The sequence below is a fragment of the Bradyrhizobium sp. S3.2.6 genome, assembly GCF_040546885.1.
In the GTDB taxonomy this organism is placed as follows: Bacteria; Pseudomonadota; Alphaproteobacteria; order Rhizobiales; family Xanthobacteraceae; genus Bradyrhizobium; species Bradyrhizobium cytisi.
The window spans coordinates 596,293-622,794 of record NZ_JBEPOS010000002.1 but is presented as its reverse complement, the minus strand read 5'-3'; the positions used below and the strand labels follow the sequence as shown (position 1 = coordinate 622,794).

The 26,502-nt window shown below is 63.8% G+C and carries 22 protein-coding genes; 11 read left to right on the top strand and 11 right to left on the bottom strand.

Annotation, left to right across the window (positions count from 1 at the left end):
- Positions 1-297: 297 nt before the first annotated feature.
- Together rhaI and ABID58_RS07160 are read right to left on the bottom strand one after the other, a co-directional pair.
- Positions 298-1,596: an L-rhamnose catabolism isomerase gene (gene rhaI / locus ABID58_RS07165; protein ID WP_354032084.1), complete on the bottom strand. Its 1,299-nt coding sequence runs from the start codon at positions 1,594-1,596 to the stop codon at positions 298-300.
- Positions 1,593-3,689 (bottom strand): bifunctional rhamnulose-1-phosphate aldolase/short-chain dehydrogenase, encoded by a 2,097-nt coding sequence (locus ABID58_RS07160; RefSeq protein ID WP_354032083.1) that lies wholly within the window; start codon positions 3,687-3,689, stop codon positions 1,593-1,595. Before ABID58_RS07160 ends, rhaI begins: the two co-directional genes overlap by 4 nt.
- 186 nt (positions 3,690-3,875) lie before the next feature.
- On the opposite strand from ABID58_RS07160, the gene ABID58_RS07155 reads away from it, so the two are divergent.
- From ABID58_RS07155 to ABID58_RS07130, 6 genes are all read left to right on the top strand, one after another.
- The gene (locus ABID58_RS07155; protein WP_148749193.1) at positions 3,876-4,685 is read left to right on the top strand and encodes a DeoR/GlpR family DNA-binding transcription regulator; all 810 of its coding nucleotides are present in this window, start codon (positions 3,876-3,878) and stop codon (positions 4,683-4,685) included.
- Between the two features lie 4 nt (positions 4,686-4,689).
- A complete protein-coding gene (locus ABID58_RS07150; RefSeq protein WP_354032082.1) occupies positions 4,690-6,234 on the top strand; it encodes a sugar ABC transporter ATP-binding protein in 1,545 nt (514 codons plus the stop codon).
- Positions 6,231-7,217 (top strand): ABC transporter permease, encoded by a 987-nt coding sequence (locus tag ABID58_RS07145; protein WP_354032081.1) that lies wholly within the window; start codon positions 6,231-6,233, stop codon positions 7,215-7,217. The genes ABID58_RS07150 and ABID58_RS07145 overlap by 4 nt, the downstream gene beginning before the upstream one ends.
- Entirely contained in the window at positions 7,214-8,203 is a 990-nt protein-coding gene (locus ABID58_RS07140) for an ABC transporter permease (RefSeq protein WP_354032080.1), read from the top strand. The genes ABID58_RS07145 and ABID58_RS07140 overlap by 4 nt, the downstream gene beginning before the upstream one ends.
- 51 nt (positions 8,204-8,254) lie before the next feature.
- Positions 8,255-9,370: an autoinducer 2 ABC transporter substrate-binding protein gene (locus ABID58_RS07135; protein ID WP_354032079.1), complete on the top strand. Its 1,116-nt coding sequence runs from the start codon at positions 8,255-8,257 to the stop codon at positions 9,368-9,370.
- A gap of 136 nt (positions 9,371-9,506) precedes the next feature.
- Positions 9,507-10,886, top strand: a complete 1,380-nt coding sequence (locus tag ABID58_RS07130) for an FGGY-family carbohydrate kinase (RefSeq protein WP_354032078.1) — start codon at positions 9,507-9,509, stop codon at positions 10,884-10,886.
- Between the two features lie 109 nt (positions 10,887-10,995).
- Here ABID58_RS07130 and ABID58_RS07125 read toward each other — a convergent pair whose 3' ends face one another.
- Together ABID58_RS07125 and ABID58_RS07120 are read right to left on the bottom strand one after the other, a co-directional pair.
- Positions 10,996-11,427: a RidA family protein gene (locus ABID58_RS07125; RefSeq protein WP_148749199.1), complete on the bottom strand. Its 432-nt coding sequence runs from the start codon at positions 11,425-11,427 to the stop codon at positions 10,996-10,998.
- An 18-nt stretch (positions 11,428-11,445) separates the two neighbouring features.
- Entirely contained in the window at positions 11,446-12,624 is a 1,179-nt protein-coding gene (locus ABID58_RS07120; RefSeq protein WP_354032077.1) for an acyl-CoA dehydrogenase family protein, read from the bottom strand.
- A gap of 357 nt (positions 12,625-12,981) precedes the next feature.
- Here ABID58_RS07120 and ABID58_RS07115 point away from each other — a divergent pair, with 357 nt between their 5' ends.
- Entirely contained in the window at positions 12,982-13,488 is a 507-nt protein-coding gene (locus ABID58_RS07115; RefSeq protein ID WP_354032076.1) for a MarR family winged helix-turn-helix transcriptional regulator, read from the top strand.
- A gap of 13 nt (positions 13,489-13,501) precedes the next feature.
- Here ABID58_RS07115 and ABID58_RS07110 read toward each other — a convergent pair whose 3' ends face one another.
- Genes ABID58_RS07110 through ABID58_RS07080 form a run of 7 tightly spaced genes read right to left on the bottom strand, consistent with a single transcriptional unit; the run spans position 13,502 to position 20,888 of the window.
- Positions 13,502-15,166, bottom strand: coding sequence for an ATP-dependent acyl-CoA ligase (locus ABID58_RS07110; RefSeq protein ID WP_354032075.1), 1,665 nt, complete (start codon positions 15,164-15,166; stop codon positions 13,502-13,504).
- Between the two features lie 9 nt (positions 15,167-15,175).
- Positions 15,176-16,333 (bottom strand): ABC transporter substrate-binding protein, encoded by a 1,158-nt coding sequence (locus ABID58_RS07105; RefSeq protein WP_354032074.1) that lies wholly within the window; start codon positions 16,331-16,333, stop codon positions 15,176-15,178.
- 57 nt (positions 16,334-16,390) lie between these two features.
- Positions 16,391-17,173 (bottom strand): cyclase family protein, encoded by a 783-nt coding sequence (locus tag ABID58_RS07100; protein ID WP_354032073.1) that lies wholly within the window; start codon positions 17,171-17,173, stop codon positions 16,391-16,393.
- A 34-nt stretch (positions 17,174-17,207) separates the two neighbouring features.
- A complete protein-coding gene (locus ABID58_RS07095) occupies positions 17,208-18,449 on the bottom strand; it encodes an SDR family NAD(P)-dependent oxidoreductase (RefSeq protein ID WP_354032072.1) in 1,242 nt (413 codons plus the stop codon).
- Positions 18,446-19,624: a thiolase family protein gene (locus ABID58_RS07090; RefSeq protein ID WP_354032071.1), complete on the bottom strand. Its 1,179-nt coding sequence runs from the start codon at positions 19,622-19,624 to the stop codon at positions 18,446-18,448. Before ABID58_RS07090 ends, ABID58_RS07095 begins: the two co-directional genes overlap by 4 nt.
- Positions 19,625-19,646: 22 nt before the next feature.
- Positions 19,647-20,075: an organic hydroperoxide resistance protein gene (locus tag ABID58_RS07085; RefSeq protein WP_148749208.1), complete on the bottom strand. Its 429-nt coding sequence runs from the start codon at positions 20,073-20,075 to the stop codon at positions 19,647-19,649.
- Positions 20,076-20,078: 3 nt separating this feature from the next.
- A complete protein-coding gene (locus ABID58_RS07080) occupies positions 20,079-20,888 on the bottom strand; it encodes an aspartate/glutamate racemase family protein (RefSeq protein WP_354032070.1) in 810 nt (269 codons plus the stop codon).
- 635 nt (positions 20,889-21,523) lie between these two features.
- Between ABID58_RS07080 and ABID58_RS07075 the strand changes: the two genes are divergently transcribed.
- From ABID58_RS07075 to ABID58_RS07060, 4 genes are read left to right on the top strand one after another with little or no spacing between them, the layout of a single operon-like run.
- Positions 21,524-22,672 carry an ABC transporter substrate-binding protein gene (locus ABID58_RS07075; protein ID WP_354032069.1) on the top strand — a complete coding sequence of 383 codons (1,149 nt, stop codon included), beginning with the start codon at positions 21,524-21,526 and terminating at the stop codon, positions 22,670-22,672.
- Positions 22,673-22,714: 42 nt separating this feature from the next.
- Positions 22,715-23,758 carry a branched-chain amino acid ABC transporter permease gene (locus ABID58_RS07070; RefSeq protein ID WP_354032068.1) on the top strand — a complete coding sequence of 348 codons (1,044 nt, stop codon included), beginning with the start codon at positions 22,715-22,717 and terminating at the stop codon, positions 23,756-23,758.
- Complete coding sequence (locus ABID58_RS07065; RefSeq protein ID WP_354032067.1) at positions 23,755-25,524, top strand: branched-chain amino acid ABC transporter ATP-binding protein/permease; 1,770 nt, start codon at positions 23,755-23,757, stop codon at positions 25,522-25,524. Before ABID58_RS07070 ends, ABID58_RS07065 begins: the two co-directional genes overlap by 4 nt.
- A complete protein-coding gene (locus tag ABID58_RS07060) occupies positions 25,521-26,234 on the top strand; it encodes an ABC transporter ATP-binding protein (RefSeq protein ID WP_354032066.1) in 714 nt (237 codons plus the stop codon). Before ABID58_RS07065 ends, ABID58_RS07060 begins: the two co-directional genes overlap by 4 nt.
- Positions 26,235-26,502: the final 268 nt, after the last annotated feature.

The following is a 26,502-nucleotide window of genomic DNA, read 5'->3' as shown; positions in this document are numbered from 1 at the left end:
TCGCGAACTCTTCGAGTAGAACTAGCTCATTCGCTGCCGAGGATGTCATGGCAGGATCGGTCCAAGCCGAACTCAAGTTTCCACCGGGCTCACGGATTCAGGTGAAGCCGGGAGCCGGTCCTCGCTTGGCTGCAAGGACCGGGACCGTGATCAGGGCTGGATACTACCCGAAGAGTCTCCGCGTCATTCTGGACGGATCGAAGGGACCAATCACTCTTCATATGGACTACGTGGCCATGATCGACACATGAAGCAGGCGCCACGCTCTCGTCCGAGCACAAAGTCGCAGCGCCTAATTTAGACGATGCCCACCGAAGTCCCGGCGACGGCGGGGCGCTCCTTCGCTGTTTGCGCCCGATAACCGGAGGCGCGATACGCCGCTATTGGCGCGATCGCTCCGCCTGTGCGCAGGCGAGCGGCGGCGAGGAGCGGCGAGACATCTGTCGTGAAGGCGCGTTTCAATTCGAGATGCGCACCGAGCGCATCATTCGTCTCTTGCGCAGCTTCGAGCGCCGCGCGATCGACGATCAGAGCCTGCGCATAAGCACGCTGCAATTCGATTGCCGATTGCATCAGGCTCTCGATCGGATCAGTGACGTTATGCGACTGGTCAATCATATAAGCGGGCGCGAAGCCTTCCGCTTTGCGGCGCTCGGCGTCGATCAGCTCGTTGAAGACCAGAAACAGCCGAAACGGATCGACCGAGCCGCTATCGAGATCGTCGTCGCCATATCTTGAATCGTTGAAATGGAAGCCCGCGAGCTTCTTGAAGCGAACCAGCCGAGCGACGATTTGCTCGATATTCACGTTCGGCGCATGATGGCCGAGATCGACGAGGCAATAGGCCTTGGGCCCGAGCTCCTGCGCGGCGGCGAAGCTGGTGCCCCAATCCGGGATCACCGTGGAATAGAAGGCCGGCTCGTAGAACTTGTGCTCGAGGAACACGCGCCAGTCGGCGGGCAGCGCCGCAACGATCTCACGCATTGCGTCGATATAGCGGTCGAGGACCTTGTTCAGACTAGACTGGCCGGCGAAGTTCGAACCATCGGCAATCCAGACCGTCAGCGCTTTCGAACCGAGTTTGCGGCCGATCTCGATGCATTCGATGTTGTGCGCAACGGCCTGGTCGCGCACCGCCTTGTCCGTATGCGACAACGAACCGAACTTGTAAGAGAGCGCTTGCCCGGGCTGATCCTGGAACGTGTTGGAGTTGACCGCGTCGAAGGCAAGGCCATGCGCCGCAGCTTTTTCGCGCAACGCCGCACTGTCATCGACCTTGTCCCACGGAAGATGCGGCGAAACGGCCGGCGTCGCCCGCGCCAATTGATGGATGACTGCGCAATCATCGATCTTCTCGAAGACGTTGCGCGGTTCGCCCGGGCCCGGAAAGCGGGCGAAGCGCGTGCCCCCGGTACCGACGCCCCAGGTCGGAATGGCAACGCCGAAGTCCGTCACCTTCCGGACCAGCGCTTCGGCATCGATCCCGCGCCGCGCCAGCGTGCGCTCAAGCGCGTGATAGTCCTCCGTCGTCGCGCCGTCGAGCCGCGCGTTGTGGTCGGCAATGAAATCGGCGCTGATCGAGAATGGCGCGCTCATCGCGTGAACGCCTGGGCATTGCCGGCATCGATATTGAGGATGTTGCCGGTCGATTTGGCCGAAAGATCGGAAGCGAAAAAGTAGATGCCCTCGGCAATGTCCCCGGGGAAGACCGACAATTTCAACATCGAGCGTTGGCGATAGACTTCTTCGAGCTGGTCTTCCCCGACCTTGTTGGACGCCGCGCGTTGTTGGCGCCACTCGCCTTCCCAAATTTTTGAGCCGCGCAATACCGCGTCGGGATTGACCGTGTTGACGCGGATGCCGTGCGCTGCGCCCTCCAGCGCCAGGCAGCGGGCGAGATGGATCTCGGACGCCTTGGCAGCGCAATAGGCCGAAGCGCCCGCCGAAGCGGCGAGGCCATTTTTCGAGGCAACGAAGATGATAGTACCGCCGGTCTTCTGGCGCTGCAGCAGCCGAAACGCCTCGCGCGACACAAGGAAATAGCCCGTCGCGAGAACGTCCATGTTCTTCTGCCAAAGTGCAAGACTTGTGTCCTCGACCGGCGACGCCGAGGCAATGCCGGCATTCGAGACGACGATGTCGACGCCGCCAAAGGCGAGCGCGGTCTCTTCGAACGAGGCGATCACCGCCGCCTCGTCGGTCACGTCAAGCTTCACGCCGACCGCCGCGTCGCGGCCATAGCGTTTCGCGATCGCCGCGACGCGCTCTTTCAACGCTTCCTCGTCGATATCGGCGACGACGACGCAGGCCCCTTCGTCGAGCAACCGCTGCGCGGTTGCCCCACCAATGCCGCCGGCGCCACCGGTTACGTAGGCGATCCGTCCGGCCAGCGGCTTCGGCTTGGGCAAACGCTGGAGCTTGGCTTCTTCAAGCAGCCAATATTCGATGTTGAAGGCCTCTTGTTCGGCAAGGCCGACATAGGCGCTGACACCCGAGGCACCGCGCATGACGTTGATCGCGTTGACATAGAACTCGCCGGCGATGCGGGCCGTAGCCTTGTCCTTGGCGAAGGTGAACATGCCGATCCCCGGCGCAAGATACACGACCGCGTTGGGATCGCGCATAGCCGGCGAATCCGGATGTTTGCAGCGCTCGTAATAGGCGGCGTAATCGCGCCTGTAGGCGGCGAGCAGATCGTCGAGACCGGCGATCACCTCGTCGAGGTTGTCGCGGCCCGGATCGTAAGGGAGAACCAGCGGCCTGATCTTGGTGCGCAGAAAGTGATCCGGGCACGACGTGCCGAGCGGCGCCAGCTTCGTCAGCGAATTGGAGTTGACGAATTCCAGCACTTCCGGCGCGTCGGTGAAATGACCGATCTTGCGCTCGTCGGCGGAAATCTTGCCGCGGATCAGCGGCATCAGTATGGCCGCGACGTCGCAGCGCTTTTCCGGCGCGGCCGTTTCGACCTTGGTGCCCCCGAAGGAAGGCTTCTGCTCATGCGCCGCAAGCCAGTCGGCGGCCTGCTGAATGATACGCAAGGTCGTCTCGTAGCAGGCTTTCGACGTCTCGGCCCACGTAAAGAGCCCGTGGCCTCCGAGGATCACGCCGACATACTCTGGATGTCGCGAGGCCATCTCGCCGAGTTTCAAGCCGAGATCGAAGCCCGGCCGCTGCCACGGCAAGAAACCGAGCTTCCCGCCGAAAACCTCTCTGGTCAGCCGCTCAGCATCGGCCGAGGCGGCGACGGCGATCACCGCGTCCGCATGGACGTGATCGACATGGCGATGCGGCACGAAGGCGTGCAAGGGCGTATCGATCGAGGTCGCGCGCGGATTGAGATCGAAGGTGCAGTGATTGAACAAAGCGACCATCTCGTCCTCTTCGGCGAGACCCCGATAGAGACCTTTCAGGCTCTCGAGCTTGTCGAGGTACAACGTCGCGAAGCCGTCGCGCTTCATCGAGCCGAGGTCGCCGCCCGAGCCCTTGACCCAAAGGACGCGAACGTTCGCGCGGGTCAGCGGATCCCGCGCATCGACCTTGGCCGACGTGTTGCCGCCGCCGAAATTGGTGATGCGCAGATCGACCCCGAGCAAATTCGAGCGATACAGCAACTGGCCCGGCTCATCGAGCCCGGCGGCGACGGCGTCGTCCCATAGATTGGGCAACGGCATGCCCGCAGCCTCGCTCATTGGACGTTCTCCTGTGCTTCGTTTGAAGCCAGCTTATGTCCGACATTCGATCACGGTCAATCATGGATGCCCGTCATCGCGATGCAGCATGATTGATGCAGCGCGATAATGATCGATCTTGAAAGTTTGGAGTTGACCCGTCCTCGGGAGCATGACCAATTTACGGGCAAGGGGAGGAAGATCGACGTGCACGAGCGAGAACGCTGGCAGGTCATCAAGGCGCTCTTGCGAGAGCGGTCGCTAGTGCGCATCGCCGATGCCTGCCGCGCGACGGGCGCCTCCGAAGCATCCATCCGGCGGGACTTCGCCAGTCTCGCCGGGCAGGGCGTCGCGATCAGGGTGCATGGCGGGCTTGAGACATTGTCCGACGCAACCAATGCGCAGGGCGACGTCCTCTCCCTTGCGACCCGCTCTTTCGATGTCAGCCAGACGCTCAACATCGATGCCAAGCGGGCGATCGCCAAGGCGGCCGTCGCGCTCTGCGCCGACGGCGAGACGATCATCATCAATGGCGGCACGACCACTTACCAAATGGGTGAATATCTGCGCGAGCGGCACCTGAAAGTGCTGACCAATTCTTACCCGCTCGCCGAAGTGCTGATCCACAAATCGAAATGCCGCGTCGCTCTGCCGGGCGGCGAGGTCTATCGCGAGCAGGGCATGATCGTCTCACCCTTCGAGGAGGACGCGATCCAGCATTATTCGGCTACGCGCATGTTCATGAGCGCGATCTCGATCGGGCCGCTCGGCGTCATCGAGGGCGATCCCCTGCTCGCTCGTGCCGAGTCCAAGCTGTTGAAGCGCGCCAACAAGTTGACCGTCCTCGCCGATTCCTCAAAATTCAACCAGCGCGGCAGCCTTGTCGTTTGCCCGCTGTCGCGCATCCACACGCTGATCACCGACGCCGACGCACCGGGCGCCGCGCTCGACATGTTGCGCGAACAGGGCATTCATGTCGTCGTCGCGACCGGCGCCGACGCTATCGCGGCGGCTTGAAGCGATGGCGAACGATCAAGCCCTTCGCGAAACCGCCGCGCCGCCTCGCCTTTCGGTGTACAACATCGAGAAGTCCTTTCCGGGTGTGAACGCGCTTTCGGGCGTCTCGTTCAACGTCGCAAAGGGCGAGGTCCACGCCTTGCTTGGCGAGAACGGCGCCGGCAAATCGACCTTGATCAAGATTGTCTCCGGCGTGTTTCCGCCCGACCGCGGCGAGGTGATCGTCGACGGCAAGCCAGTCAATCTCGCGCGGCCGGACGACGCCAGGCGCGCTGGCATTGCGACGATCTATCAAGAGCTGCTGCTGTTTCCTGAGCTCAGCGTCGCCGAAAACGTTTTCATGGGCCATGCGCCGCGTGCGGGGCTCGGCCGGCTCGACTGGCGCGCAATGCGCGAAAAGACGAGACATCTGCTCGCTGCACTGGAGATTCACGACCTGCACGCCGACCGCGTCGTCGGCTCGCTCAGCGTCGGCAATCGCCAGCGCGTCGAAATCCTGCGCGCTCTGTCGCAAGATGCCCGCATCTTGATCATGGACGAGCCGACCGCGGCCCTGACCGAATACGACGTCACCCGGCTCTTCGATATTGTGCGCAAGCTGAAGGCGCGCGGCGTCGCGGTGATCTATATCAGCCACCGGCTCGACGAGATTTTCGCGATCGCCGATCGTGTCACCGTGCTGCGTGACGGGGCGCATATCGCCACCAAGCGCGTCGCTGACACGGCGGCAGCCGAACTCGTGCAATTGATGGTCGGCCGCAAGATCGAAAGCCTGTTTCCGAAGATCACGCTTCCGATCGGCGGACCGGTGCTGGAGGTCAAAGATCTCGAGCGGCGGCCGCTCACCAAAAGGATCAGCCTTACCGTGCGCGCCGGCGAAATCGTCGGCCTTGCCGGCCTTGTTGGCTCGGGCCGAAGCGAGCTGGCGCAGACGATCTTCGGTGTGACGCCTGCCGAAGGTGGCGAAATCAAAATCCGCGGCCAGGCAGTCTACATCCGTTCCCCCGCGCAGGCCCGCACGCTCGGCATCGCTTATGTGCCGGAAGACCGCGGCACGCAGGGGCTGGTGAGGCCGATGACGGTGCGCGAGAACTTCAGCCTCGCCGCGCTAGGCAAGGTCGCATTCGGCGGCTTTATCGATCGCGCCGCTGAGCGCAAGCTGGCCAGCGACGGCGTCAAGTGCTTTGCGGTCAAGACGAGCTCGCTCGAGCAGATTGCGGGCAAGCTCTCTGGCGGTAATCAGCAGAAGATCGTGCTCGGAAAATGGCTCGCCAATAAGCCGAAGCTGCTAATTCTTGACGAGCCTACACGCGGCATCGATGTCGGGGCTAAGGCGGAGATCCATCGCCTGATGGGCGAGCTCGCGGCACAGGGGCTCGCGATCCTGATGATTTCGAGCGAGTTGCCCGAAGTGCTCGGGATGAGCGACCGCGTGCTCGTCATGCGTGAAGGTCGTATCGTCGCGGAGTTCTTGCGCGAAGACGCAACGCAGGAAACGGTCGGCGCGGCGATGATGGGCAGCCACAAGAGCGCGGAGAAAGTGGCATGACCGCGACGACATTAATCCACGCCGAAGCCAGCCCACGGCGGCTACTCAAGGCGCTGGCCTCGCAGGAGGCCTTGCTGGCCATCGCAGTGATCGGCCTCGCGATCATCGTCGGCCTTTACAATCCGCGCTTTCTGGCGATGCGCAATCTTTCGGACGTTCTGCTCGGCAACGCCTATATCGCGGTCGCCGCGGTCGGTATGTCGATGGTGATCATCTCCGGCAACATCGACATTTCCGTCGGCTCGCTGATCGGCGTCCTGGCGACCGTCAGCGGCACTTTGGCGGTGGAAGGCGCGCCGATCATCATCACCTGGCTGGCGCCGCTCGTCGTCGGCATCCTCGTGATGGCCTTTCAGGGCGCCATCATCGCGTATCTGCGCATTCCAGCCATCGTCGTGACGCTCGGCATGCTCTCCATCCTCAAAGGCGGGCTGATCGGCGTCACTGGCGGCAAGTGGATCACCGATCTACCCGACAGCTTCCATCTCGCCAACATCGAGCTTTTCGACGCCGTGCCGATGCCAGTGTTTCTCATGATCGTCGCGACGCTCTTTGCCGCCTGGTGGATGCGCTATTCGGCGCCGGGCCGTGCGATCTACGCAGTAGGCGGCAACGCGGAGGCGGCGCGTCTCTGTGGTATCTCGCCGCCGCGGGCCACGGTGATGGTTTTCGCGCTGCACGGCTTCTTCGCGGGCGTCGCGGCCCTGCTCTATGCGACGCAACTCCGCGTCATACAATCGACCGTGCCGCCGAATCTCGAATTGACGATCATCACTGCGTCGGTCGTCGGCGGCGTCAGCATTCTCGGCGGCGTCGGCACTGTGATCGGCTCTACTCTCGCCGCGATTCTGATCGCCGAGATCGCCAGCGCGCTTGTGTTCACCGACGTCTCGCCGTACTGGATCCGCGCAGTGCAGGGCGTGCTCATTCTTATAACCGTCATCGCCGATATCTTGCGGCGCCGGCGCATGGCCAGAGCATGAGCGCAATGAGCGAAATCCCCCTTCCCCAGATCGCGAAGCGCGTCGCCCCCTGGTGGCTCCTGCGACACGAGACCATGCTGGCGCTGATCCTCTTCGTCGCGTTGATCATTCTCGGCACACTGAACAATCGCTTTCTGACGCTCGACAATCTGCTCAATCAGGGCCGGCTGACGACCGAAGTCGGGCTCATCGCCCTGCCTATGACCTTCATCATCATCACCGGCGGCATCGATCTTTCGGTCGGCTCGATCGTCGGGCTCTGCGCTATCTTGCTTGGCTATTCATGGAAGACCTTCGGTTTTCCATTGCCCCTGGCAATCGCCTTCACGCTCGTCGTCGGCGCTACCGCCGGCTTCTTCAACGGCCTTGGTATCACCAGGCTCAGAGTGCCGCCGTTGATCATGACAATCGCGACGCTCGCGCTCTATCGCGGCCTTGCCGAGGGCATAAGCCAGGCTCGCTCGGTGCGCGGGTATCCGGAATGGTTCTATTTCATCGGCCAGTCCGATCTCTTCGGCGTGCCGGCGCAGCTCTGGCTGCTGTTGATCGCGATCGTCGTCGCCGGGATTGCGCTCGACCGCACGACTTTCGGCCGCACACTCTATGCGATCGGCAACAACGAAACCGCCGCCCGCTTTTCCGGCTTGCCGGTCGATCGCGCCAAGCTAATCATCTACACTTTGTCCGGCTTGATGGCGGGACTCTCCGCCGTCGTCCTCGTCTCGCGCGTGACGACGACGCGCTCCGACATGGGTATTGGCTATGAGCTCGACGTGATCGCGACGGTGGTGCTCGGAGGCACCAGCATATTCGGTGGCGTCGGCACGATCTGGGGCACCGTCGTCGGCCTCGCAATGATCCAGCTTCTGAAAAATGGGCTCGCGCTGACCGGCGTCAAGGGCGATGCTACGATTGTCGTGATCGGCACGGTGCTGATCCTGTCGACACTTGTCGCGAGCTTGCTCCAGCGACGCCGCGGCGTCTGACGTTCCGTTTCTTAAGGCCGCACAAAGCGGCTGCAACGTGGGAGGAAGAGCATGAAATTCGGATTAGCCATAGCGCTGATGAGCGCGACGCTGCTGGCCGGGACGGCCTATGCGGCGGAGAAGAGATGGGACGGCGCGGACGATCTACCGGTCAATCCGCTTGCCTGTTCGGCTGGCGAGGCCAGCGCCGCGCCTGCGGCCAAACCTTACGATGGTGGCCAACCCACCAATGCGCCCGACAAGGCCGGCAAGCCGATCTCGCTGGTCGACGTGCCGAAGCTGATCGGCATCGGCTATTTCAATGCGACCACGAAAGGCATGCAGGACGCCGCCAAGGCGCTCGGCAACGTCGCAGCGAAGACCGACGGCCCGACCGAAGCCAAGATCGACGAGCAGATCAAGTTCATCGACAATTACATCACCAGCGGCGTCGACGGCATTCTCTTCGCAGCCAACGATCCGGTAGCGATCGCGCCGGTTCTGAAGAAAGCACTCTCGAAGGGTATTCATGTCGTCGGCTATGACGCCAACTCAACACCGAATGCGCGCGAATGGTTCGTCAACCAGGCCGAGTTCAACGGCATCGCCAAGGCGATGATCGACTCGATGGCCAACGAGGCCGGCGAGGACAAGAGCTTCGCGATCGTCACCTCGACCTTCACGACTCCAAATCAGGCGCGCTGGATCGCCGAAATGTGGGCCTACGCGCAGAAGTGCCATCCCAAGCTGAAATGGCTCGAGACGGTCGAAGCGCAGGAGGACAACAATCTCTCCTTCAACCAGGCGACGACACTGATCAACAAATATGGCGACAAGCTCTCCGGTCTTTTCGGCATGACCTCGGTCGCGACGCCCGCTTCGGCGGAAGCCGTGACCAAAGCTAAGCTATGCGGCAAGGTCGCGGTGGTCGGCCTCGCCACGCCCAACGCGATGAAGCCCTATGTCAACGCCGACTGCGTCAAGTCCGTCGTGCTGTGGAACCCGGTCGATCTTGGCTATGCAGCAACCTACGTGATGCGCGCTGTGGTCGACGGCAAGCTGAAACCCGGCGCGACCTCGGTCGAAGCCGGCAAGCTCGGCAAGCTGAACGTCGTCAACGGCAGCGAAATTCTGCTTGGGGCGCCCTTCATCTTCACGAAACAGAACATCAAGGATTTCGACTTCTGATTTGGGCTCGTCGCCCGGCCGTCGAACGCGGCCGGGCGACACACTCTTGGCCTTCGTTGTCATTGCCGCGACGAGCCGGCTATAACGCGATGGCGACGTTGCTTGCCGGGATGTTCCATGTGCCTTGAGCTTCACGATGAGCCAGACGGTCGCAGTTTTTGACATCGGCAAGACCAACGTAAAGCTTGCTTTGTTCGACGACGGCCGGCTTCTCTGGGAAAAGTCGGCGCCCAACCGCGTCCTGCCGGGCCCGCCCTATCCGCATGAAGATGTTGAGAGCGCTTGGAACTTCTTCCTCGACGCGCTTCGTGAGGCCGCGCTCATGCATCAGATCAGCGCGATCGTTCCGACCGCGCATGGCGCAGCCGGCGCTTTGATCGGTGAGAGCAAGCTCGCTGCTCCCGTCATGGACTACGAATTCGCGGGCGTAGAAGTGATCGAATCCGATTATGCTAGGCTGCGGCCGCCCTTTTTGGAGAGCCTGTCGCCGAAAGTACCGGCCGGCCTCAATCTCGGCCGGCAGCTCGCCTATCAGAAGTGGCGCCGTCCGGATCTTTTCGCCAAAGCAAGGTATTTCGTTTGCTATCCGCAATATTGGGCTTGGCGCCTGACCGGTGTCGCGGCCTCGGAAGTCACCTCGCTCGGCGCCCATACGGACCTCTGGGCGCCGCTGCAGGGACAGGTCTCGAGCCTCGTCAAAGCTCTTGGCGTCCACCACTTGCTGCCGCCGCTGCGCCGCGCCTTCGACCCGCTCGGTCCGATTCAGCCGGACATCGCTGCCCTAACCGGGCTCGCGCCTGAAACGCAAGTCTTTTGCGGTATCCACGATTCCAACGCTTCACTTCTGCCCTACCTCATCTCGCGCCAGGCACCGTTCACCGTGTTGTCGACCGGCACCTGGGTGATCCTGATGTGTGTGGGCCTTTCGCTCGATCAGCTCGACCCTCGCGATGACACGCTCGCCAACGTCGACGCGCTCGGCCGTCCCATCGCCTGCGGGCGTTTCATGGGAGGACGCGAATTCGCCGTCATCGCGGGCGGCGGCGGCAATCCGGATCTCGACGCGGTTGAGCGCGTCATTGGCTCCGGCGCGATGGCACTGCCCTGCTTCTCCGGCCAGGGCGGACCTTATGCGGCGACCAAGGGCATAATTCGCGGCGAGGTTGCGGCGCACGATCAGACCGCACTGGCGACGCTGTATTGCGCCCTGGTTGGCGATCTCATGCTGACGCGCATGGGAGCGACCAGCGGCGATCTGATCATCGAAGGGACCTTCGCCGGCAATCTCGCCTTCTGTCAGACGCTCGGGGCATTGCGGCCGAAGCAGCGCGTCTTTGCGGCGGAGGACGTGGCGGGCACGGCGCGCGGCGCCGCAATGCTGGCGCACTGGCCGCCAAGCTATCCCATTGCGGCGCCGGCGCCCGTCCCTGCAGCTTCGATCGCGGGCCTCGATGCGTATCGCGATGCCTGGACCGCGGCCATCAACTCGATCGCTCGCCGAGCTACGAATGCTTGATTTCGCGAACCGTCGCCTTCCGGCGGGAGCTGAGACGGGCAATAATTCTCACGGAAGCCGTAAGCCAATCCAGATCGCGAATTCGCGCGGCACCGAGGAGGCGCGCTCCTCAGCGCGGCACGACGGCCGTCGCTTCGATCTCGAGGCGCGCGGAGGGCTCGACAAGGCGCACGACCTGCACGAGCGCCATGCTCGGGTAGTGGGTGCCGATGACCTCGCGATAGACTTTGCCGAGCGCCTTGAGATTGGACACGTATTCGTCCATGTCCACGACATACCAGGTCAGGCGCACGAGATGTTGGGGCTCTGCGCCGCCCTCTGCCAGGATCGCGACAATGTTTTCGAGTGCCAGCCGGACCTGCGCGACAAACCCGTCGGCAAATCGGCACGCAACGTCCCAACCGACGACACCCCCCGTCACGACAAGGCGTCCCTCGGCCATCATACCGTTAGAATAGCCTTTCGGCTGCGGCCAGCCGCCGGGCTGAAGCACCTGCAAACCGCTGGTCGCGCCGGCTTCCGGCTTTCTCATCGTGCTCATGCGGAATTCTCAATTCTCTCAGCGCGGCTTCAAGAGGTCGCGCGCGACAATCAGCTTCTGGACCTCGGTCGCGCCCTCGTAGATGCGTAGCGCGCGGATTTCGCGATAGAGGCTTTCGACGATCTCGCCCTTGCGCACACCGCGACCGCCGAACATCTGGACGGCGCGGTCGATGACGCGCTGCGCGGTCTCGGTTGCGGTCAGCTTTGCCATTGCAGCTTCGCGCGTCGTCGGAAGCTTCCGGACATCGCGGCGCCAGGCCGCGCGGTAGGTCAGGAGCGCGGCAGCGTCGGTGTCGGTCGCCATGTCGCCGAGCGCGGCCTGGGTCAGTTGCAGATCTCCCAGCGTCGCGCCGAACATGTGCCGGCTGCGCGCGTGCGATAGCGCCTCCTCGAGTGCCCGCCGGGCGAAGCCCAGGGCAGCGGCCGCGACCGATGCGCGGAAAATATCCAGCGTCTGCATCGCGAGCTTGAACCCGCTGCCCGGCGTGCCAAGGCGGCGGCTCGCCGGGATCCGGCAATTGGTAAAGCGCAACGTGGCCAACGGATGCGGCGCGATGACGTCGATGCGCTCGGCGATGCCGAAGCCAGGATCATCGGGAAAGACGACAAAGGCCGAGATGCCGCGGGCACCCGGCGCCTCGCCGGTTCGCGCAAACAGCGTGTAGACGTCGGCAATGCCGCCGTTGGAGATCCAGGTCTTCTCGCCGTCGATGACATAGTCGTTGCCGTCGGCGCGCGCGGTGCAGGACATCGCCGCGACGTCCGACCCCGCCACCTTCTCGGACAGCGCGAAGGCCGCAAGCCATTCGCCGGAGCGGACCTTTGGCAGTACGGCCTTGCGCAGCTCCGCAGCACCACCGAGCGCAATCGCGCCTGAACCGAGCCCCTGCATGGCGAAGGCGAAATCGGCGAGGCCATCGGCATAGGCGAGCGACTCGCGCGACAGGCAGATCGAGCGAGAATCGATTGTCGTTGCATCGCCATCGGGAGCCGCGACCGCGCAATCGAGCAGCCCCGCCTCACCCATCGCGCGCACGAGCCTGCGGCAGGCGCCATCGATGTCGCTGTGATCGATCTTGTCGAGGGCCCCCGACTGCACGAAGCGGTCGAGTGCATCGCCAATCGCATGATGACGCGGCTCGAAAAACGGCCAGTCAAGCCATTCGCGCCGGATCACCTTTGCCACGGAGCTCATCTGATCCCTCCTCCGCTCACTGAGCAGCCGGCCGGGCCGCCGCCGATACAGACTATGCGCGTGATCCCATAGCTTTCGCGGGGTCACGCCATGTGGTGAACCTTCACCTCAATTAGTTTAAGCCTAAAATATTTTGTCGGTGCATGCCTTGTCAAGGTGGGTTCTGCAAAGAGCTCGGGCGACGGGTTCGGCTCCGCAGTGTCGACCTTGAGATACAGTGCCAATTGGATACAGAGCAGCGCCGGTTCCGAGACGCCCGGGCTAAGCCTTGAATTTACTTTTGGCACGAACTATCTTGCTAGCGACCCATGAGAGCTGCGCCAGCTTTCAACAAGCCACGAAGCCCGGGAGATTCGATTGGCATTCGCGAAAGAGCCGACGCCTGTTTCAGCCAGGAATGGGGTGGATCAGGAGGCCGAGCACAGGGCTCAAACGCGAGTTTGGCTCCGGCTGCTCGCCTGCACGACCCTGATCGAAGGCGAGCTGCGGCGCCGGTTTCGCGATGAGTTCGATTTCACGATGCCCCGCTTCGATGTTCTGGCTCAGCTCGACCGCGAGCCGAGCGGGCTTGTGCTGGGAGAGCTGCCCAAGCGCCTGATGGTCTCGGCCGGGAACCTCACGCCGATCGTGGACCGCCTGGTCGCGGATCGATACATCACCCGCACGCCGTCGAACCTCGACCGCCGCGTGCAGATTGTCTGCATGACGGTCGAAGGCCGCAAGGCCTTCAGGCGAATGGCCAAGAGCCACGGTGCGTGGCTCGCCGAGCTGCTGGCGGATTTCCCCGCCGACCGGTTCGACGGCTTGATCGGCGAGCTCGACGAGCTCAAGGGCGCTGTGAGGGACGCTCTGCAAAAACCTTGAGCGGGCGCAACTGTCAGCGTCGCACTTTCACTCCGGCCGCTTCGCGATCCCATGTATCCGCAGTGACGCCCGCGTCGCGCAGCACGCCCTTCTTGATCTTGCCGTTCTCCGTCAGCGGCATCTGGCTCAAAATGCGCACGTAACGCGGGATAGCGAAATAAGCGATCTGTCCTTCGCAATGGCGGATGACGTCGACCGGGTCGAGCGATTGGCCCGGCTCCAGCAGGATCGCCGCCGCAACCTCGTCCTCGCCCAACTCCGACGGCAGCGGGTAGATCGCGCAGGCGGCGACCGCGGGGTGGGACTGGATGGTCTGCTCGACCTCCCACGAGGACACGTTCTCGCCGCGCCTGCGGATCGAATCCTTCATGCGGTCGATGAAGCGATAGTGTCCGCCAGGATCTCGAACCACACGATCGCCCGAGTGAAACCACAGATTTCGCCAGGCCTCGACCGTCTTCTCCGGCAAGCCAAAATAGCCGGTGGCGAAAGCAAAGGGCTCTCCGGCGCGAAGCACGAGCTCGCCGGCCTGACCGTCAGGAAGCGCTGAATCATTCTCGTCGACGATCCGCGCCTCGATCCCGTCAGCCAGATAGCCCATCGTCCCCGGACGATCGGACGGGATCGCGCCTGCAAATACGAAGTTCGTCTCGGTCGACCCATAGCCGTCGACCAACGGCACGCCAAAACGTTCGCGGAACGGACCGTGGATCTGCGGCGGCACGCCGCCGCCAAGCGCAACGCGAAGGCGATGCGTCGAATCCTCGGCGCTCTGCGGCTGCGCCAGAAGCATTGACGCCATCGCGCCGAGCAGATAGCCGACCGTCGCATCGTGCCGCCGCGCGGCAGCCCAGAAGCCGGAAGCGGAGAATTTCGACTCGAGCACGTAGGTGCATCCGTTCAGCAGCGCCTGATAGAACGCATTCAGCGCGTTGGTGTGGAACAGCGGCAGCGTCGTGAACAGCACATCGCCCTCGCGGATTCCGAGCGCTCGCGCCGAATAGATGCCCCACCAGAACAGTTGTGCCTGCGGACAACACACACCCTTTGCAGGCCCCGTCGTGCCCGACGTATAGAGAATCGCAACGGTGTCGCCGGGACGCACGGCACCCGCCAGGGCCGCAGCTCCCAGCGCCGGCAACTGTACCGCGGAAAGCCTGGCATCGCTGGCCCCGGCAGCAGCTCCGATGAGCCAGGTTTGAGGCGGCAGCTCGACACCCGCCTCGACACTCTCAATCGCGCTAGCGAACTGGGCCTCGACGACGAGGAGCGCGGGACGCGAATTGCGAAAGATGTGGGAGAGCTGGAAGCCGCGGAGCGCGGTGTTGATCGGGACCGCAATGGCGCCGAGCCACGCACAGCCGAGATAGACCTGCAAGAACTCCGGACGGTTCGAGCACATCAGCGCGACCCGATCGCCCGGCTTGATCCCCGCGTCGATGAGCGCCTGGGCCGACGCGGCCGCGATCGCCGCGGTCTGCGCAAAGGTCCAGCGTGCCTCACCCGCAACCAGCAATATCCGCTCACCGTAGCGTTCCGCCTGCCGCGTGAGGATGGTGGAAAGAATCCGGTCCGACGGCGGAAACGACGTCACCGCGCGCGCCCAGGCCGGCGTCACGTTCTCCCGGCCGATCGCTTTGCTGATATTCGCCGGCGCCTCGTTCTCCGTCACGATCATGCTCCCGCCTCAGGGCAACAGCTTGTATTTGCCGTCCTCGATCTGGACCATGATGCGTGAGCGATCGTCGACGCCATGCCGATCCGCCGGCGTATAGGTGTAGACGCCCTGCGTTCCCACGACCTCCTTGGTCGCGAACAGCGCCTGACGAAGCGCGGTACGGAATTCCGGCGACCCGGGCTTGGCGCCGGTCGCCATCGCGCGCTTGCCCGCATCGGCGAAGACCAGCCAGCCGTCGAAGGAATAGGACGAGAACGAATCCGTCGGTGCCTCGCCGTTCGCCTTCTCAAAGGCCGCACGGAAATCCAGGGCAACCTTCTGGATCGGATTGCTGGCCGGAAGCTGCTCCGCCGCGGTCACAGGTCCGGTCGGGCAGATGATGCCGTTGGCGGCCTTGCCGGCGAGACGGAGGAAATCGGCGCTGATCAGCCCGTGATTGCCGTAGAGCGGCCCCTTATATCCGCGGTCGGACAAGGCGATGACCGGCAGCGCGCCGGGCGTCCCGGTGCCGCCGAGCATGATGGCGTCGGGACGTGCAGCGAGAGCGCGCAGCACCTGGGCCGTGACCGACGAGTCTGATCTGGCGTAGCGTTCGTTGGCAATGACCTTGATATCGGCGGTCTTCGCACTTTGCTCGAGCGAATTGTACATGAGATCGCCGAACGCATCGGAGAAACCAATGAATGCGACGGTCTTCAGGCCCCGTGCCTTCATGTGGTCGACGATGCCTTGTACGAGAAGCGGCGTTGGTTGCGGCGTCTGGACGACCCAGGGGCCGCCATCACCGGCCGGCACCGGCGCGATCGGAGACACCGCGATCATCGGAATCTTCATCTCGATGGCCGCAGTCGCCATCGCGAGCGTCTGGGGTGCGCCGGACGTGCCGATGAGCACATCGACCTTCTCCTGCTCGACGAGCTTGCGTGCGTTGCGCGCCGACGCGGTCGGATCGGAACCGTCATCAAGCTGGATGACCCGGATCTTCTCGCCGCCGACCTCGCCGATATAGGTCTGGCCCGCCGCGATCCCCTTCGCGTTCGGAATTCCGATCGACGACACCGGTCCGCTGAGGCCGGTGACGAATCCGACGAGGATCTCGGCGTGCGCAAGTTGCGGGACGGCAAGAAGCAATGCGGTCGAGGCCAGCAAGCTCTTGATCAAGTTCATGGCACCTGTCTTTCGTGGGAGTTTCTTGTTCTGATTGGCAAGCGCCATGGATTGGGTTCAGATTGACGATACCAGCGCGATGACGCGAAGCGGACTGCCGGAGCCGTTCTGGATCTTCAGCGGCGAGGCCACGATGATGGCGCCGGTGGCCGGAAGCTGATCCAGATTGCACAGGCATTGCAGGCCGTAGCGGCCCGCGCCGTGCAGAAAGTGATGCGCCGGATAAGGCGGCTCGAAATGCCCGGCCTGCCCCGCATCCGTGCCGATGGTCTCGGTGCCAAACCCGATGATGCCACGCTCCTCCACCAGCCACTTCATGACGGCCGGGTTGGGGCCCGGCGTGTGTGCGCCGTCATCCCCGAGATTGGCGTAGTCGCGCCAACCCTTCTTCGACCAGTCGGTCCGCAGCAGCACCCAGTTCCGCTCCGGGATTCGTCCATGCTTGGCTTCCCAGGCTTCGACGAGCGGGACCGTCAGCAGGAAATCGGGATCCTGAGCCGCCTGCGCGGAGCAGTCGATGACACAGGCCGGCGCGATCATGTCCTTGGCCGGCATGGTGTCGACGGCATTGTTCGGTAGGTTCTTGCCGGTGAACCAGTGAATCGGCGCGTCGAAATGCGTGCCGGTATGTTCGCCGAACGTGACATTGTTCCAGTACCAGGCCGGGCCACGACCATCGTATCGCGAGATTTCCTGGATGCGGACCGGCGCTGCTTGGCCGAACTCCGGCGGCAGCACGATGACCGGAAAATCCGGACTGAGTGTGAAGGTCAGATCGACGACGCGCACCGCGCCGGAAGAAATCGCACTCGCCAGCTCCAGGAGATTGTTGCTTTGCATCGTCACGTCCTCCGGCTTGGTTGAAATCCCGATGTCACCTGTCGAGCTCGCGCTCGAGCGCTTTCGGATTGGCCGCCAGACGTTGCCGGATCTCTTCGGCGACATCTCCGACATACATCTCCTCGAGCCCGCCTTTCAGCCCCGACACGATTGCCTGCGCGATCGCGCGCGGCGCGACCTTCGGCGGCGGTACGGTCTGGAACCATTCGGTTTCGACCGGCCCGGTGAACAGATTCATCACCCTGACCCCGCCGGGCCGGAGCTCGGCGCGAAGGCAGTGCGAGAGCGACAGGCACGCTGCCTGCGAGGCCGAGTAAGCGCCAAAGGCAGGCCAGTTCGCCAGCGCGTAGATCGACAGGATGTTGACCCATGCGGCGCTGTTACTGATGCCGTCGGCGCCGCGCATCCGCATGGCGGGGCCGAAGGCCTGCGCCAAGTTGATGAAGCCGAGATAGGCCTGGTCGATCTCGTCGCGTGCGATGCTCGTGCCCCTGCGGTCAAGCAGGCCGCCGGGCCGAACATATTCCGTTGTGTTGACGAGGATATCGACCTTGCCGCCGATATCGGCTGCGAGATCAGCGGCAGATTTTTCGTCGGCCGCGTCAAGCGTCACGATCTCGATCCCGTCCTGACCGCGCAGCAGCTTCTCGCCGGCGAACGGCCGCCATGGTTCGGCAACGCCGACGAACACCGTCTTGGCGCCTGCGGCCTTCAAGGCGGCGACGACTTCCTGGCCGATCACGCTGCGGCCGTTGGTGACCAGCACGCGCCGGAATTTCGGATCGGCCGTCATTTCCCGCCACTGCTTGTCGTCTGCCATGTTGGGAGTCTCCCCCTCGGGATGGGCAAAGGCCACCGCCTGACCGCTCTTGTCGAGTTGCAACGACATGCGAACGGCTGCGCCCTCCGCGCAGTCGGCATGGAGATGGGTCACGATCGTCGGACCGCAATCCATCTTGACGAGGCCGATCCGCCACGGCGCCCGTTCGCGGAAATAGACGTCGCTTGGCACGCGTGCCGTTGTCTCGGCGAGCAGCGTACCCCGGCGCGGCGCATCGACGAATGCAAGGCCGGCCGAAAGGCAAGACGGACACGCCTCCCGCGCCGGATAAGCAAAGGAACCGCAAGCCGCGCAGCATTGCAGCATAAAGCGGCCTTCGGCTGCCGCCCGCGTGAACCCATGCGAGATCCTGCTGCGCGGCCGCGGTGGCGAAGCAGGCAACCGCGTCCGCAGCAGCGGATTCTTGCGCGGGGGCGGCTTGATCGGTTCTATCATCGCGAAGGCCCTGCAAGGATAGCGGCGCCCGAGGCGAGACCGCGGTCATAGTTGATCATACCGAACCCCGAGGCCAGGGCGACGCTCGCATTGCTGACCTGGGTGGGGCCTGCAGTCCCCAGAACCTGCCGCAGTCCCTCGACGAGACCGAGATAGGCGCCGGCCGCACCGGCCTGCCCGACCGAGAGCTGTCCGCCCGACGTATTGTGCGGAAAGTCACCATCGATGGTGAGGTCGTGCTGGCGCACGAACTCGGCCCCCTCGCCCTTCTTGCAGAAGCCAAGATCCTCGAACTGCATCATGGTTATGACGGGATAGTCGTCATAGGTCTGCACGACATCGAGATCGTCAGGCTTCACGCCAGCCATCGCGTAGAGCTCGCCGATGTCCATCGCCCAGCCGCCGCGCACCTGCATCGGATCGTCGGCGAAGGCATTGTGCCGCTCGATCGTCGAGAGCAGTCGTGCGGCCGGCAGGCCCAACGATGTCGCTGTCTCGTCGCGCATGACGAGGAACGCTTCCGCACCGGCGCAGGGCATCACGCAGTCGAATAGGTGGATCGGATCAGAAATCGGCCGGGCCGCGAGATATTGTTCGAGCGTCAACGGCGTCTTCATCAACGCATACGGGTTGCGCAAGGCATTAGTGCGCTGGGCGACGGCGATCCTTCCGACGTCCTCGCGCGTGACGCCGAAGGTCCGCATGTAGTTGCGTGCGATCAGTGCGAAACTCGCATTGGCGCCGCCGGCGCCGTAAGGATAGACCGCATCCTGGTTGAAGCGCGAGAAGTTCTCGAGCGTCAGCCGGAAGGAATCGACATAGTTGGTGTCGCCCGCCACGCAGGCCACAATGTCAGCGTCATGGGCCTGAACCGCGCGCGCCGCCTTTCGCAACCCAGCGATGGCGCTGGCGCCACCGAGCGGAATCGTATCCAGCCATCGCACGCAGAGTCCGAAATGCTGCGTCAGTCCCACCCCGCTGTCGGTGCCCATGGTGAAGCTGGAAACGCACAGGCCGTCGATGTCGGAGGCCTTGATGCCGGCCTGTGCAACAAGCGCGCTGAGCGCTCGGCCGATCCACCACTGCGCGCTTTCGATGGAGTAGCGCACATAGGGAATCGTGACGGGCGCCGCAATCACGACGCCATCATACGGTGTGCGTAAGGTATTGGTCACCGACCGACCGCCTCGTTCATCCTCAGACCACCGTCAGTTTCACGTCAATATTGCCTCGGGTTGCGTTCGAATAGGGGCAGCGCTCGTGCGCACCGGCGACGACCTCCTCGGCCACCGGCTTTTCGACACCTGGCAAATTGACTTTCAGCTCGACAGCCAGCGCGTATCCGACGGGAACCGGCCCCATCGCGACCTTCGCAGTCACGGAAGGTTCGGCAGAGGGCACAATTTTCCGCGTCCGCGCGACGAGCTTGACCGCACCGAGAAAGCACGCGGCGTAGCCGGCCGCAAAGAGCTGCTCGGGATTTGTGCCCTCGCCGCCGGGGCCGCCCATCGATTTCGGCAAGGACAGCGACACCGACAAAAGACCGTCGGCGCTGGCGGCCTTGCCATCCCGTCCTCCGGTCGCCGTCACCTCGGTCTCGTACAGGATCTTTTCGGGAGTCATCATGACTTATTCTCCAGGAATAGTTTTCGAGGACGAGCGACTGTTACGCGCGAGCAACGCGCGGAAATCGGCGCGCGCCTGGGCATTGGCCCGCTTGAAGCTCGGCCCACGGCTGGGCTCGGTGCCGTTGAGCTGCCGAAGCTGCACCCACATCTCGGCACTCTTCAGCGCCACCGCCGCGCAGTTGACCACCGGCGCGTGGCCGACCTTCAGGCCATGCTCTTTCCCGATCAAAAGGCCTGGCAAGACGCCGGCCGGGATCACGACGTCCGCGCCGCGCTCGATCAGCGGACGTGCGCAGGCGACAAAATCCTCGATCATGCGAGCTTGCGCGGCAGCGTCTCCGGCGAACGCATCGGCGAAATCCTCCGGCTTGCAGCCAAGACCGGTCACGTGGACCACCCGATCACGGAGGCCGTAACGCTCTGCCTGCTCGTAGTGCCAGACCTCGAAGACGGGATCGAGCGTCACGAGGCCGAGCCGCCGACCGAGCTGCGAGGCCGCGAGCAGCGTCGCCTCGCCGGTCCCGATCACGGGAATGTCGAGCGCCGAGCGCAGCTCGTAGAGTCCGGGATCCTGGAAATGCCCCATGACGAAAGCGTCGAACCCGCCCTCCTCCGCCGCGATGCCGTTATCGATCGCCTGGACGGCGCAGCGCAGTTCGGCAAGCCGTCCGAACTCCCGGTCCGGCGGCGTAATGCCCTCGACGTGAACCGTCGTGCCTGATGCAGCGATGTTGTTGAGGTATTCCGACAGCCGCGCCATGTAGGGCGCGTTGACGCTCGCATCAACGAAGCTCTGCCAGAAGATGCGCATCGTCCTTCTCCTCAAGCGGTGGTCGGAGGATCGGTCGTCGGCTGCCGATGAATATATTTCAACCATAAACTAATTCACGCGTCAAATGCGCGCGGCAGCGCCGGCGGCTCGCGCCGTCACGGCAAGGCGAGCACGGCCTTTTCTGTCCGGTCGAGCAGCAAAGAAGCGCCGCACACTGACGAAATTGTATGCAGCAACATTTTTTTCTGACAGCCCCGTGACACGTGTTGACGGCGCCACCGGCAATACTTTAGGCTTTAAGTAATTCCTCGCCGGTCAGGGACTGGTGGCCATGACAATGATGTTGCAGGGCACCGATTTTGAGAGACTCAATCGTGTGGACAGTCGCCGTGCTCAAGCAGCCGGCAGTGGCAGCAACGTCGCCGGTTGCGCATCGCGGCCGCGGCAACGACCTTTCATCGCTCCGGAAAAGTCCCGCCCGCATTTGCCGGTGGGCCCGTTGTTCGAGCGGCAAGCAACATCATGGCAGCTGACGCCCGGCCGACAAACTCACTTCTGTCGCGCCCGGATTTCGGCGCAAACAGCAATGCTTTCAATCGGTTCATTCGTCGTTCAAGCTCCCCGCACGGCAGCTTTGAAGCATTCCTATCCAGCATCAACGGAGGAGAACGCAAATGCGCAAGACTCTGAGCCTATTTGTACTTGTCGCCGGTGTCTTCGCAGCTCCGGCCGCGCAGGCCGACATCACCATCGGTTTCGTCACCTCGCTCAGCGGCAACGGATCGTCGATCGGAATCCCCTATGGGCGCGGCATCAATGCGGCCTATGAATACAAGAAGACCATCAACGGCGAGACCATTCGCCTGATCCAGCTCGACGACGGCTCCGACCCGTCGGCCGCGACCCGCAATGCGCGCAAGCTCGTGGAAGAAGAGAAGGTCGACCTGCTGATCGGCACCGCGACCGCCCCCTCGACCATCGCGATGGCGGCGGTGGCGAGCGAGCTGAAAGTGCCGATGATCGCGGTCTCGCCGATCGGCAAGCTGCCGGAAACTCCCGAGCAGTGGGTGGTGTCGGTGCCGCAGCCGGCCTCCCTGCTCGTCAAGATCGTCGCCGACCGCATGAAGCGCGATGGCATAAAGAATATCGGCTATATCGGCTTCTCCGACGCATGGGGCGACCTCGTCTACAACGGCGCCAAGGCAGCCGAAGCCGCCGGTGACATCAAGATCCAGACCAACGAGCGATACGCTCGCACCGACACTTCGGTCACCGCACAGATCCTGAAGGTGCTTGCCGCCCGGCCGGACGCCGTGCTGGACGGCGGCTCGGGGACGCAAGGCGCGCTGCCTCTCCTCAGCCTCGCCGACCGCGGCTTCAAGGGCAACACTTACGGCACGGTGGCGCTGGTCAATCCGGACTTCGTCAACGTCGGCGGCAAGGCCGCTGACGGCATCCAGGTCTCCGCAGGCCCCGTGATCGTCGCCGAGCAACTTCCCGATGAGCACTTCGCCAAGAAGATCGCGCTGGATTTCCGCAGCGTCTACCAGAAGACCCATAACATCCCGACCACCGACGGCTTCTCCGCCTACTCCTTCGATGCCTGGCTGATTTTCGCCAACGCCGCCGAGCGCGCGCTCAAGACCGCGAAGCCTGGAACCGCGGAGTTCCGCACGGCGCTGCGGGACGCGATCCTCAGCACCAAGGAGCTGCCGGGCGTGCATGCCGTCTATAACTTCAAGCCGGGCTCGGTGACCGGCGTCGACGAGCGCTCGCTCGTCGTGGTGCGCCTGAGCGGCGGCGCCTGGAAGTATGCGCCGTAGTCCGAAGGCGGCAGACAGTCAGGGCGGAGGAACGGCGTCTCAATGACGAGCGACATCGCAGCCATCCTTGCGATCGACGGGATCGCCACCGGCGCAGTCTATGCGCTGGTGGCGATCGGGACCGTCCTCATCTTCACGGTGACACGGGTCATCTTCATTCCCTTCGGCGACATCGCCGCGTTCACCGCGCTGACGCTGGCCGCCCTCGATGCGAAGCGCTTTCCGGGCACGGGAGCGCTGGTCGTCATCCTGGCCTGCCTTGCGACGCTGATCGAGATCATCTCGATGGTACGCTCCGGCGAGCTTCGCTTGCTGCCACGCGCGCTCTTGTTCTATCTCGCGCTTCCGCTCGCCGTGGTCGGCCTCGCTTGGCTCGCGATGCGCGCCGAGCCGCCGCTCGCCGTCAGGCTCGTGCTTGCCTTGATGCTGATCACGCCGATCGCCCCGCTGCTGGATCGGATCGTGTTCCGTCCGATCGCAGACGGAACGGTGCTATTGCTGCTGACGGTCTCCGTCGCTCTGCATTTCGCACTGGTCGGCCTGGGGCTGCTGTTCTTCGGACCTGAAGGTGTCAGGACCGAACCGCTGACGTCGCTCTCGACCGAGTTCGCCGGCGTGCTGGTCTCGGGCCAGACCATGCTGATCGTGATCGCGGCCCTCGTCTTCTCCGGCCTCCTCTATCTCTTCTTCGACTTCACGCTGGTCGGAAAATCGCTGCGCGCCACCGCCGTGAACCGGACCGGCTCCCGCCTGATGGGGATCCGGCCCGCCCGCGCCGGTACCATCGCCTATCTGCTGGGGTCGCTGATGGCGGGCGTCTCCGGAATCCTGATCGCGCCTGTGAATACCGTGTTCTACGATTCCGGCTTTCTGATCGGCCTTAAGGCCTTCGTCGGCGCCATCGTCGGCGGCATGACCAGCTATCCCGGTGCGGCGATCGGCGCCGTCGGCGTCGGCCTCCTCGAAAGCTTTGCGTCCTTCGAGAGCAGCGCGCTGAAGGACGTCATCGTGTTCTCGCTGCTGATCCCGATCCTGATCTGGCGATCCCTCGCCTCGCTGCATTCCGACGAGGAGATCGAGGAATGACGCGCCTTCACGTTCAGCTTGCGGCAATGGCAGCGGTGATGTGCCTCGCGCTCGCGCCTCTGGTCCTGAGCCCCTTCAGCATCACGCTGATGAACTATATCGGGATCTATTCGCTGGTCGCGATCGGGCTCGCGCTCCTCACCGGCGTCGGCGGCATCGTGTCGTTCGGACAGGCCGCCTTCGTGGGCATCGCGGCCTATGCCACCGCCTGGGTCTCCGCATTGAACGGGTATTCGCCGTGGCTCGGCCTCGTCTTTGGCGTTGCGATGACCTGCGCTGTCGCGGCCATCCTCGGCGTCGTCACCTTGCGGCTTCAGGGGCATTTCCTGTCGCTCTCGACCGTCGCATGGGGCCTTGCGATCGGCTTCCTGTTCGGCAATGTCGAGGGGCTCGGCCGCTTCAACGGCATCTCGTCGATTCCGCCGATCAGCATCGGGGCGTTCGCGCTTGTCTCGAGCTCGCAGATCTATTTCCTGATCTGGGGCATCGTCGCCGCGGTCCTCCTGCTCGGATACAATTTGCTGGACTCGCGGCTTGGTCGTGCCATGCGCGCGCTCCGCGGCGGCAATACACTGGTCGAGAGCCTCGGCATCAACGCCTTCCGGATCAAGCTCGTGACCTTCGTGATCGCAGCCTTCCTGGCCTCGCTCTCGGGCTGGCTCTACGCTCATATGAGCCGCTTCATCAGCCCGGGCCCGTTCGATGCCGGCATGGGCATCGAATATCTGATGATGTCGATGGTCGGCGGCGCCGGCAGCCTGCTCGGCGGTGTCGTTGGTGCCGCCGTCGTCACCCTGCTCAAGAACAGCGTGCAGGATTATCTGCCGCTGATCGCCAAGGGCGCTTCCGGACAGCTCGAGATCGTCGCCTTCTCCGCATTGTTCATCCTGTTCCTGCAATGGGCGCGGCAGGGCATCGTGCCGTTCGTTGCGCGCTACCTGCCGAAGATCAAACGCGAGCGGCCGCAGCCCGCGCCGCCGCTGCCGCGACGCCCCCAGCCGACGCCGGGCGAGCTGCTTCTGAAGGTCGACGGCGCCGAGCGCCGGTTCGGCGGCCTGGTCGCTGTCAACAATGTCAGCTTCGAGGTCCGGTCCGGCGAGATCCTTGCCGTCATCGGCCCGAATGGCGCGGGCAAGAGCACGATGTTCAACTGCCTGACCGGCGCGCTCAGGGTCAACAAGGGCGAGATCGTCTTTGCGGGGCGTCCCATCACGCATGATGCACAATCCCGCATCGCCAAAGCCGGCGTCGCGCGGACCTTCCAGCATGTGAAGCTGAGGCCGCGCATGAGCCTGCTGGAAAACGTGATGCTCGGCACCTACGCCCGCACCCGCAGCGGCCTGCTCGCCGGCGCCTTCCGCCTCAACCAGCGCGAGGAGGCCAGTGCGCGACACGAAGCGCTGATGCAGCTCGAACGCGTCGGGCTCGGCGAAAAGCCGTTCGAGCTCGCGGGCAATTTGCCGCTCGGCAACCAGCGCATCCTCGAGATCGCGCGTGCGCTGGCCGCCGACCCGGCGCTGCTGGTGCTGGACGAGCCTGCGGCGGGACTTCGCCGCCAAGAGAAGCTGCGGCTTGCGGAGCTGCTCAGGTCGCTGCGGGCGGATCACCTGACCATCCTGATCGTCGAGCACGACATGGAGTTCGTGATGTCGCTGGTCGACCGCATCGTGGTGCTCGATTTCGGCTCAAAACTCTGCGAAGGCGCACCAGCGGCGATCCGCAGCGACGAGCGGGTTCAAGAGGCCTATCTCGGAGGCGTCGCGTGAGCGAGATGTTTTCCATGACGGACGTGACCGTCTGCTACGACAATGTCGAAGCGGTTCGCAATGTGTCGCTGTCGATCGAGGAAGGCCAGATCGTCACCGTCATCGGCCCGAACGGCGCCGGCAAGACCACGCTCTTGATGGCCGCCATCGGGCTGCTCGCCTCGCGCGGCCGCCTCGTCTTCCAGGGCAACGACATCGGCAGGATGTCGGTCGAGGACCGCGTCGAGCGCCGGCTGTGCCTGGTGCCGGAGAAGCGCGAGCTGTTCTCCGACATGTCGGTCGCGGACAATCTCCTGCTCGGCTCCTACAGCCTGCGCGACCGCACGGGTGTCCGGAAAACCCTGGATGAAGTCTATGATCGCTTCCCGCGCCTGAAGGAGCGACAGCGCCAGGCCGCCGGCACTCTTTCCGGCGGCGAGCGCCAGATGCTCGCACTGGGACGCGCGCTGATGGCCAAGCCGAAACTGCTGATGCTGGACGAACCCAGCCTCGGCCTTGCGCCGCTAATCGTGCGCGAGATCTTTCGCACCATCGCGTCCTTGCGCGACCTCGGCGTGTCGATCCTGCTGGTCGAGCAGAACGCCCGCGCCGCGCTGGAGACGGCCGACTACGGCTACGTGCTCGAGACGGGCGAGGTCGTGCAGTCCGGCCCCGCCAAGGATCTGATCCACGATCCCAGGCTGATCACGGCCTATCTCGGCGGACATTAGAGCGGGCCGGGATCACACCCGGCGGCCCGCGCAACAAAACAATCGAAAACAACCCCATGCACAGTGGCCGGCGACAGCGATATCAATGGTTTAATCGCTGACATGCGGATTTTACGAAATCCACTTGATCCGTCGGGCAAAACAGTGGCACAATGCCATCATCGCCGCGCATGGAGGTGGCTTGCACCCCCGCCGAACTTGCTCTTCCACGTATTGAATTCTGGCGGTTACATTTCGTCTCGGCGCGTGAATAATTAGCAGCCGCAAG

Coding starts and splice junctions, on each gene's coding strand:
- ABID58_RS07150 (WP_354032082.1), top strand. CDS start 4,690: ATGGCGAACGATCAAGCCCTTCGCGAAACCGCCGCGCCGCCTCGCCTT.
- ABID58_RS07125 (WP_148749199.1), bottom strand. CDS start 11,427: ATGAGCACGATGAGAAAGCCGGAAGCCGGCGCGACCAGCGGTTTGCAG.
- ABID58_RS07120 (WP_354032077.1), bottom strand. CDS start 12,624: ATGAGCTCCGTGGCAAAGGTGATCCGGCGCGAATGGCTTGACTGGCCG.
- ABID58_RS07065 (WP_354032067.1), top strand. CDS start 23,755: ATGACGCGCCTTCACGTTCAGCTTGCGGCAATGGCAGCGGTGATGTGC.
- ABID58_RS07075 (WP_354032069.1), top strand. CDS start 21,524: ATGCGCAAGACTCTGAGCCTATTTGTACTTGTCGCCGGTGTCTTCGCA.
- ABID58_RS07140 (WP_354032080.1), top strand. CDS start 7,214: ATGAGCGCAATGAGCGAAATCCCCCTTCCCCAGATCGCGAAGCGCGTC.
- ABID58_RS07105 (WP_354032074.1), bottom strand. CDS start 16,333: ATGAACTTGATCAAGAGCTTGCTGGCCTCGACCGCATTGCTTCTTGCC.
- ABID58_RS07100 (WP_354032073.1), bottom strand. CDS start 17,173: ATGCAAAGCAACAATCTCCTGGAGCTGGCGAGTGCGATTTCTTCCGGC.
- ABID58_RS07080 (WP_354032070.1), bottom strand. CDS start 20,888: ATGCGCATCTTCTGGCAGAGCTTCGTTGATGCGAGCGTCAACGCGCCC.
- ABID58_RS07085 (WP_148749208.1), bottom strand. CDS start 20,075: ATGATGACTCCCGAAAAGATCCTGTACGAGACCGAGGTGACGGCGACC.
- ABID58_RS07145 (WP_354032081.1), top strand. CDS start 6,231: ATGACCGCGACGACATTAATCCACGCCGAAGCCAGCCCACGGCGGCTA.
- ABID58_RS07110 (WP_354032075.1), bottom strand. CDS start 15,166: ATGATCGTGACGGAGAACGAGGCGCCGGCGAATATCAGCAAAGCGATC.
- ABID58_RS07095 (WP_354032072.1), bottom strand. CDS start 18,449: ATGATAGAACCGATCAAGCCGCCCCCGCGCAAGAATCCGCTGCTGCGG.
- ABID58_RS07160 (WP_354032083.1), bottom strand. CDS start 3,689: ATGAGCGAGGCTGCGGGCATGCCGTTGCCCAATCTATGGGACGACGCC.
- ABID58_RS07135 (WP_354032079.1), top strand. CDS start 8,255: ATGAAATTCGGATTAGCCATAGCGCTGATGAGCGCGACGCTGCTGGCC.
- ABID58_RS07070 (WP_354032068.1), top strand. CDS start 22,715: ATGACGAGCGACATCGCAGCCATCCTTGCGATCGACGGGATCGCCACC.
- ABID58_RS07130 (WP_354032078.1), top strand. CDS start 9,507: ATGAGCCAGACGGTCGCAGTTTTTGACATCGGCAAGACCAACGTAAAG.
- rhaI (WP_354032084.1), bottom strand. CDS start 1,596: ATGAGCGCGCCATTCTCGATCAGCGCCGATTTCATTGCCGACCACAAC.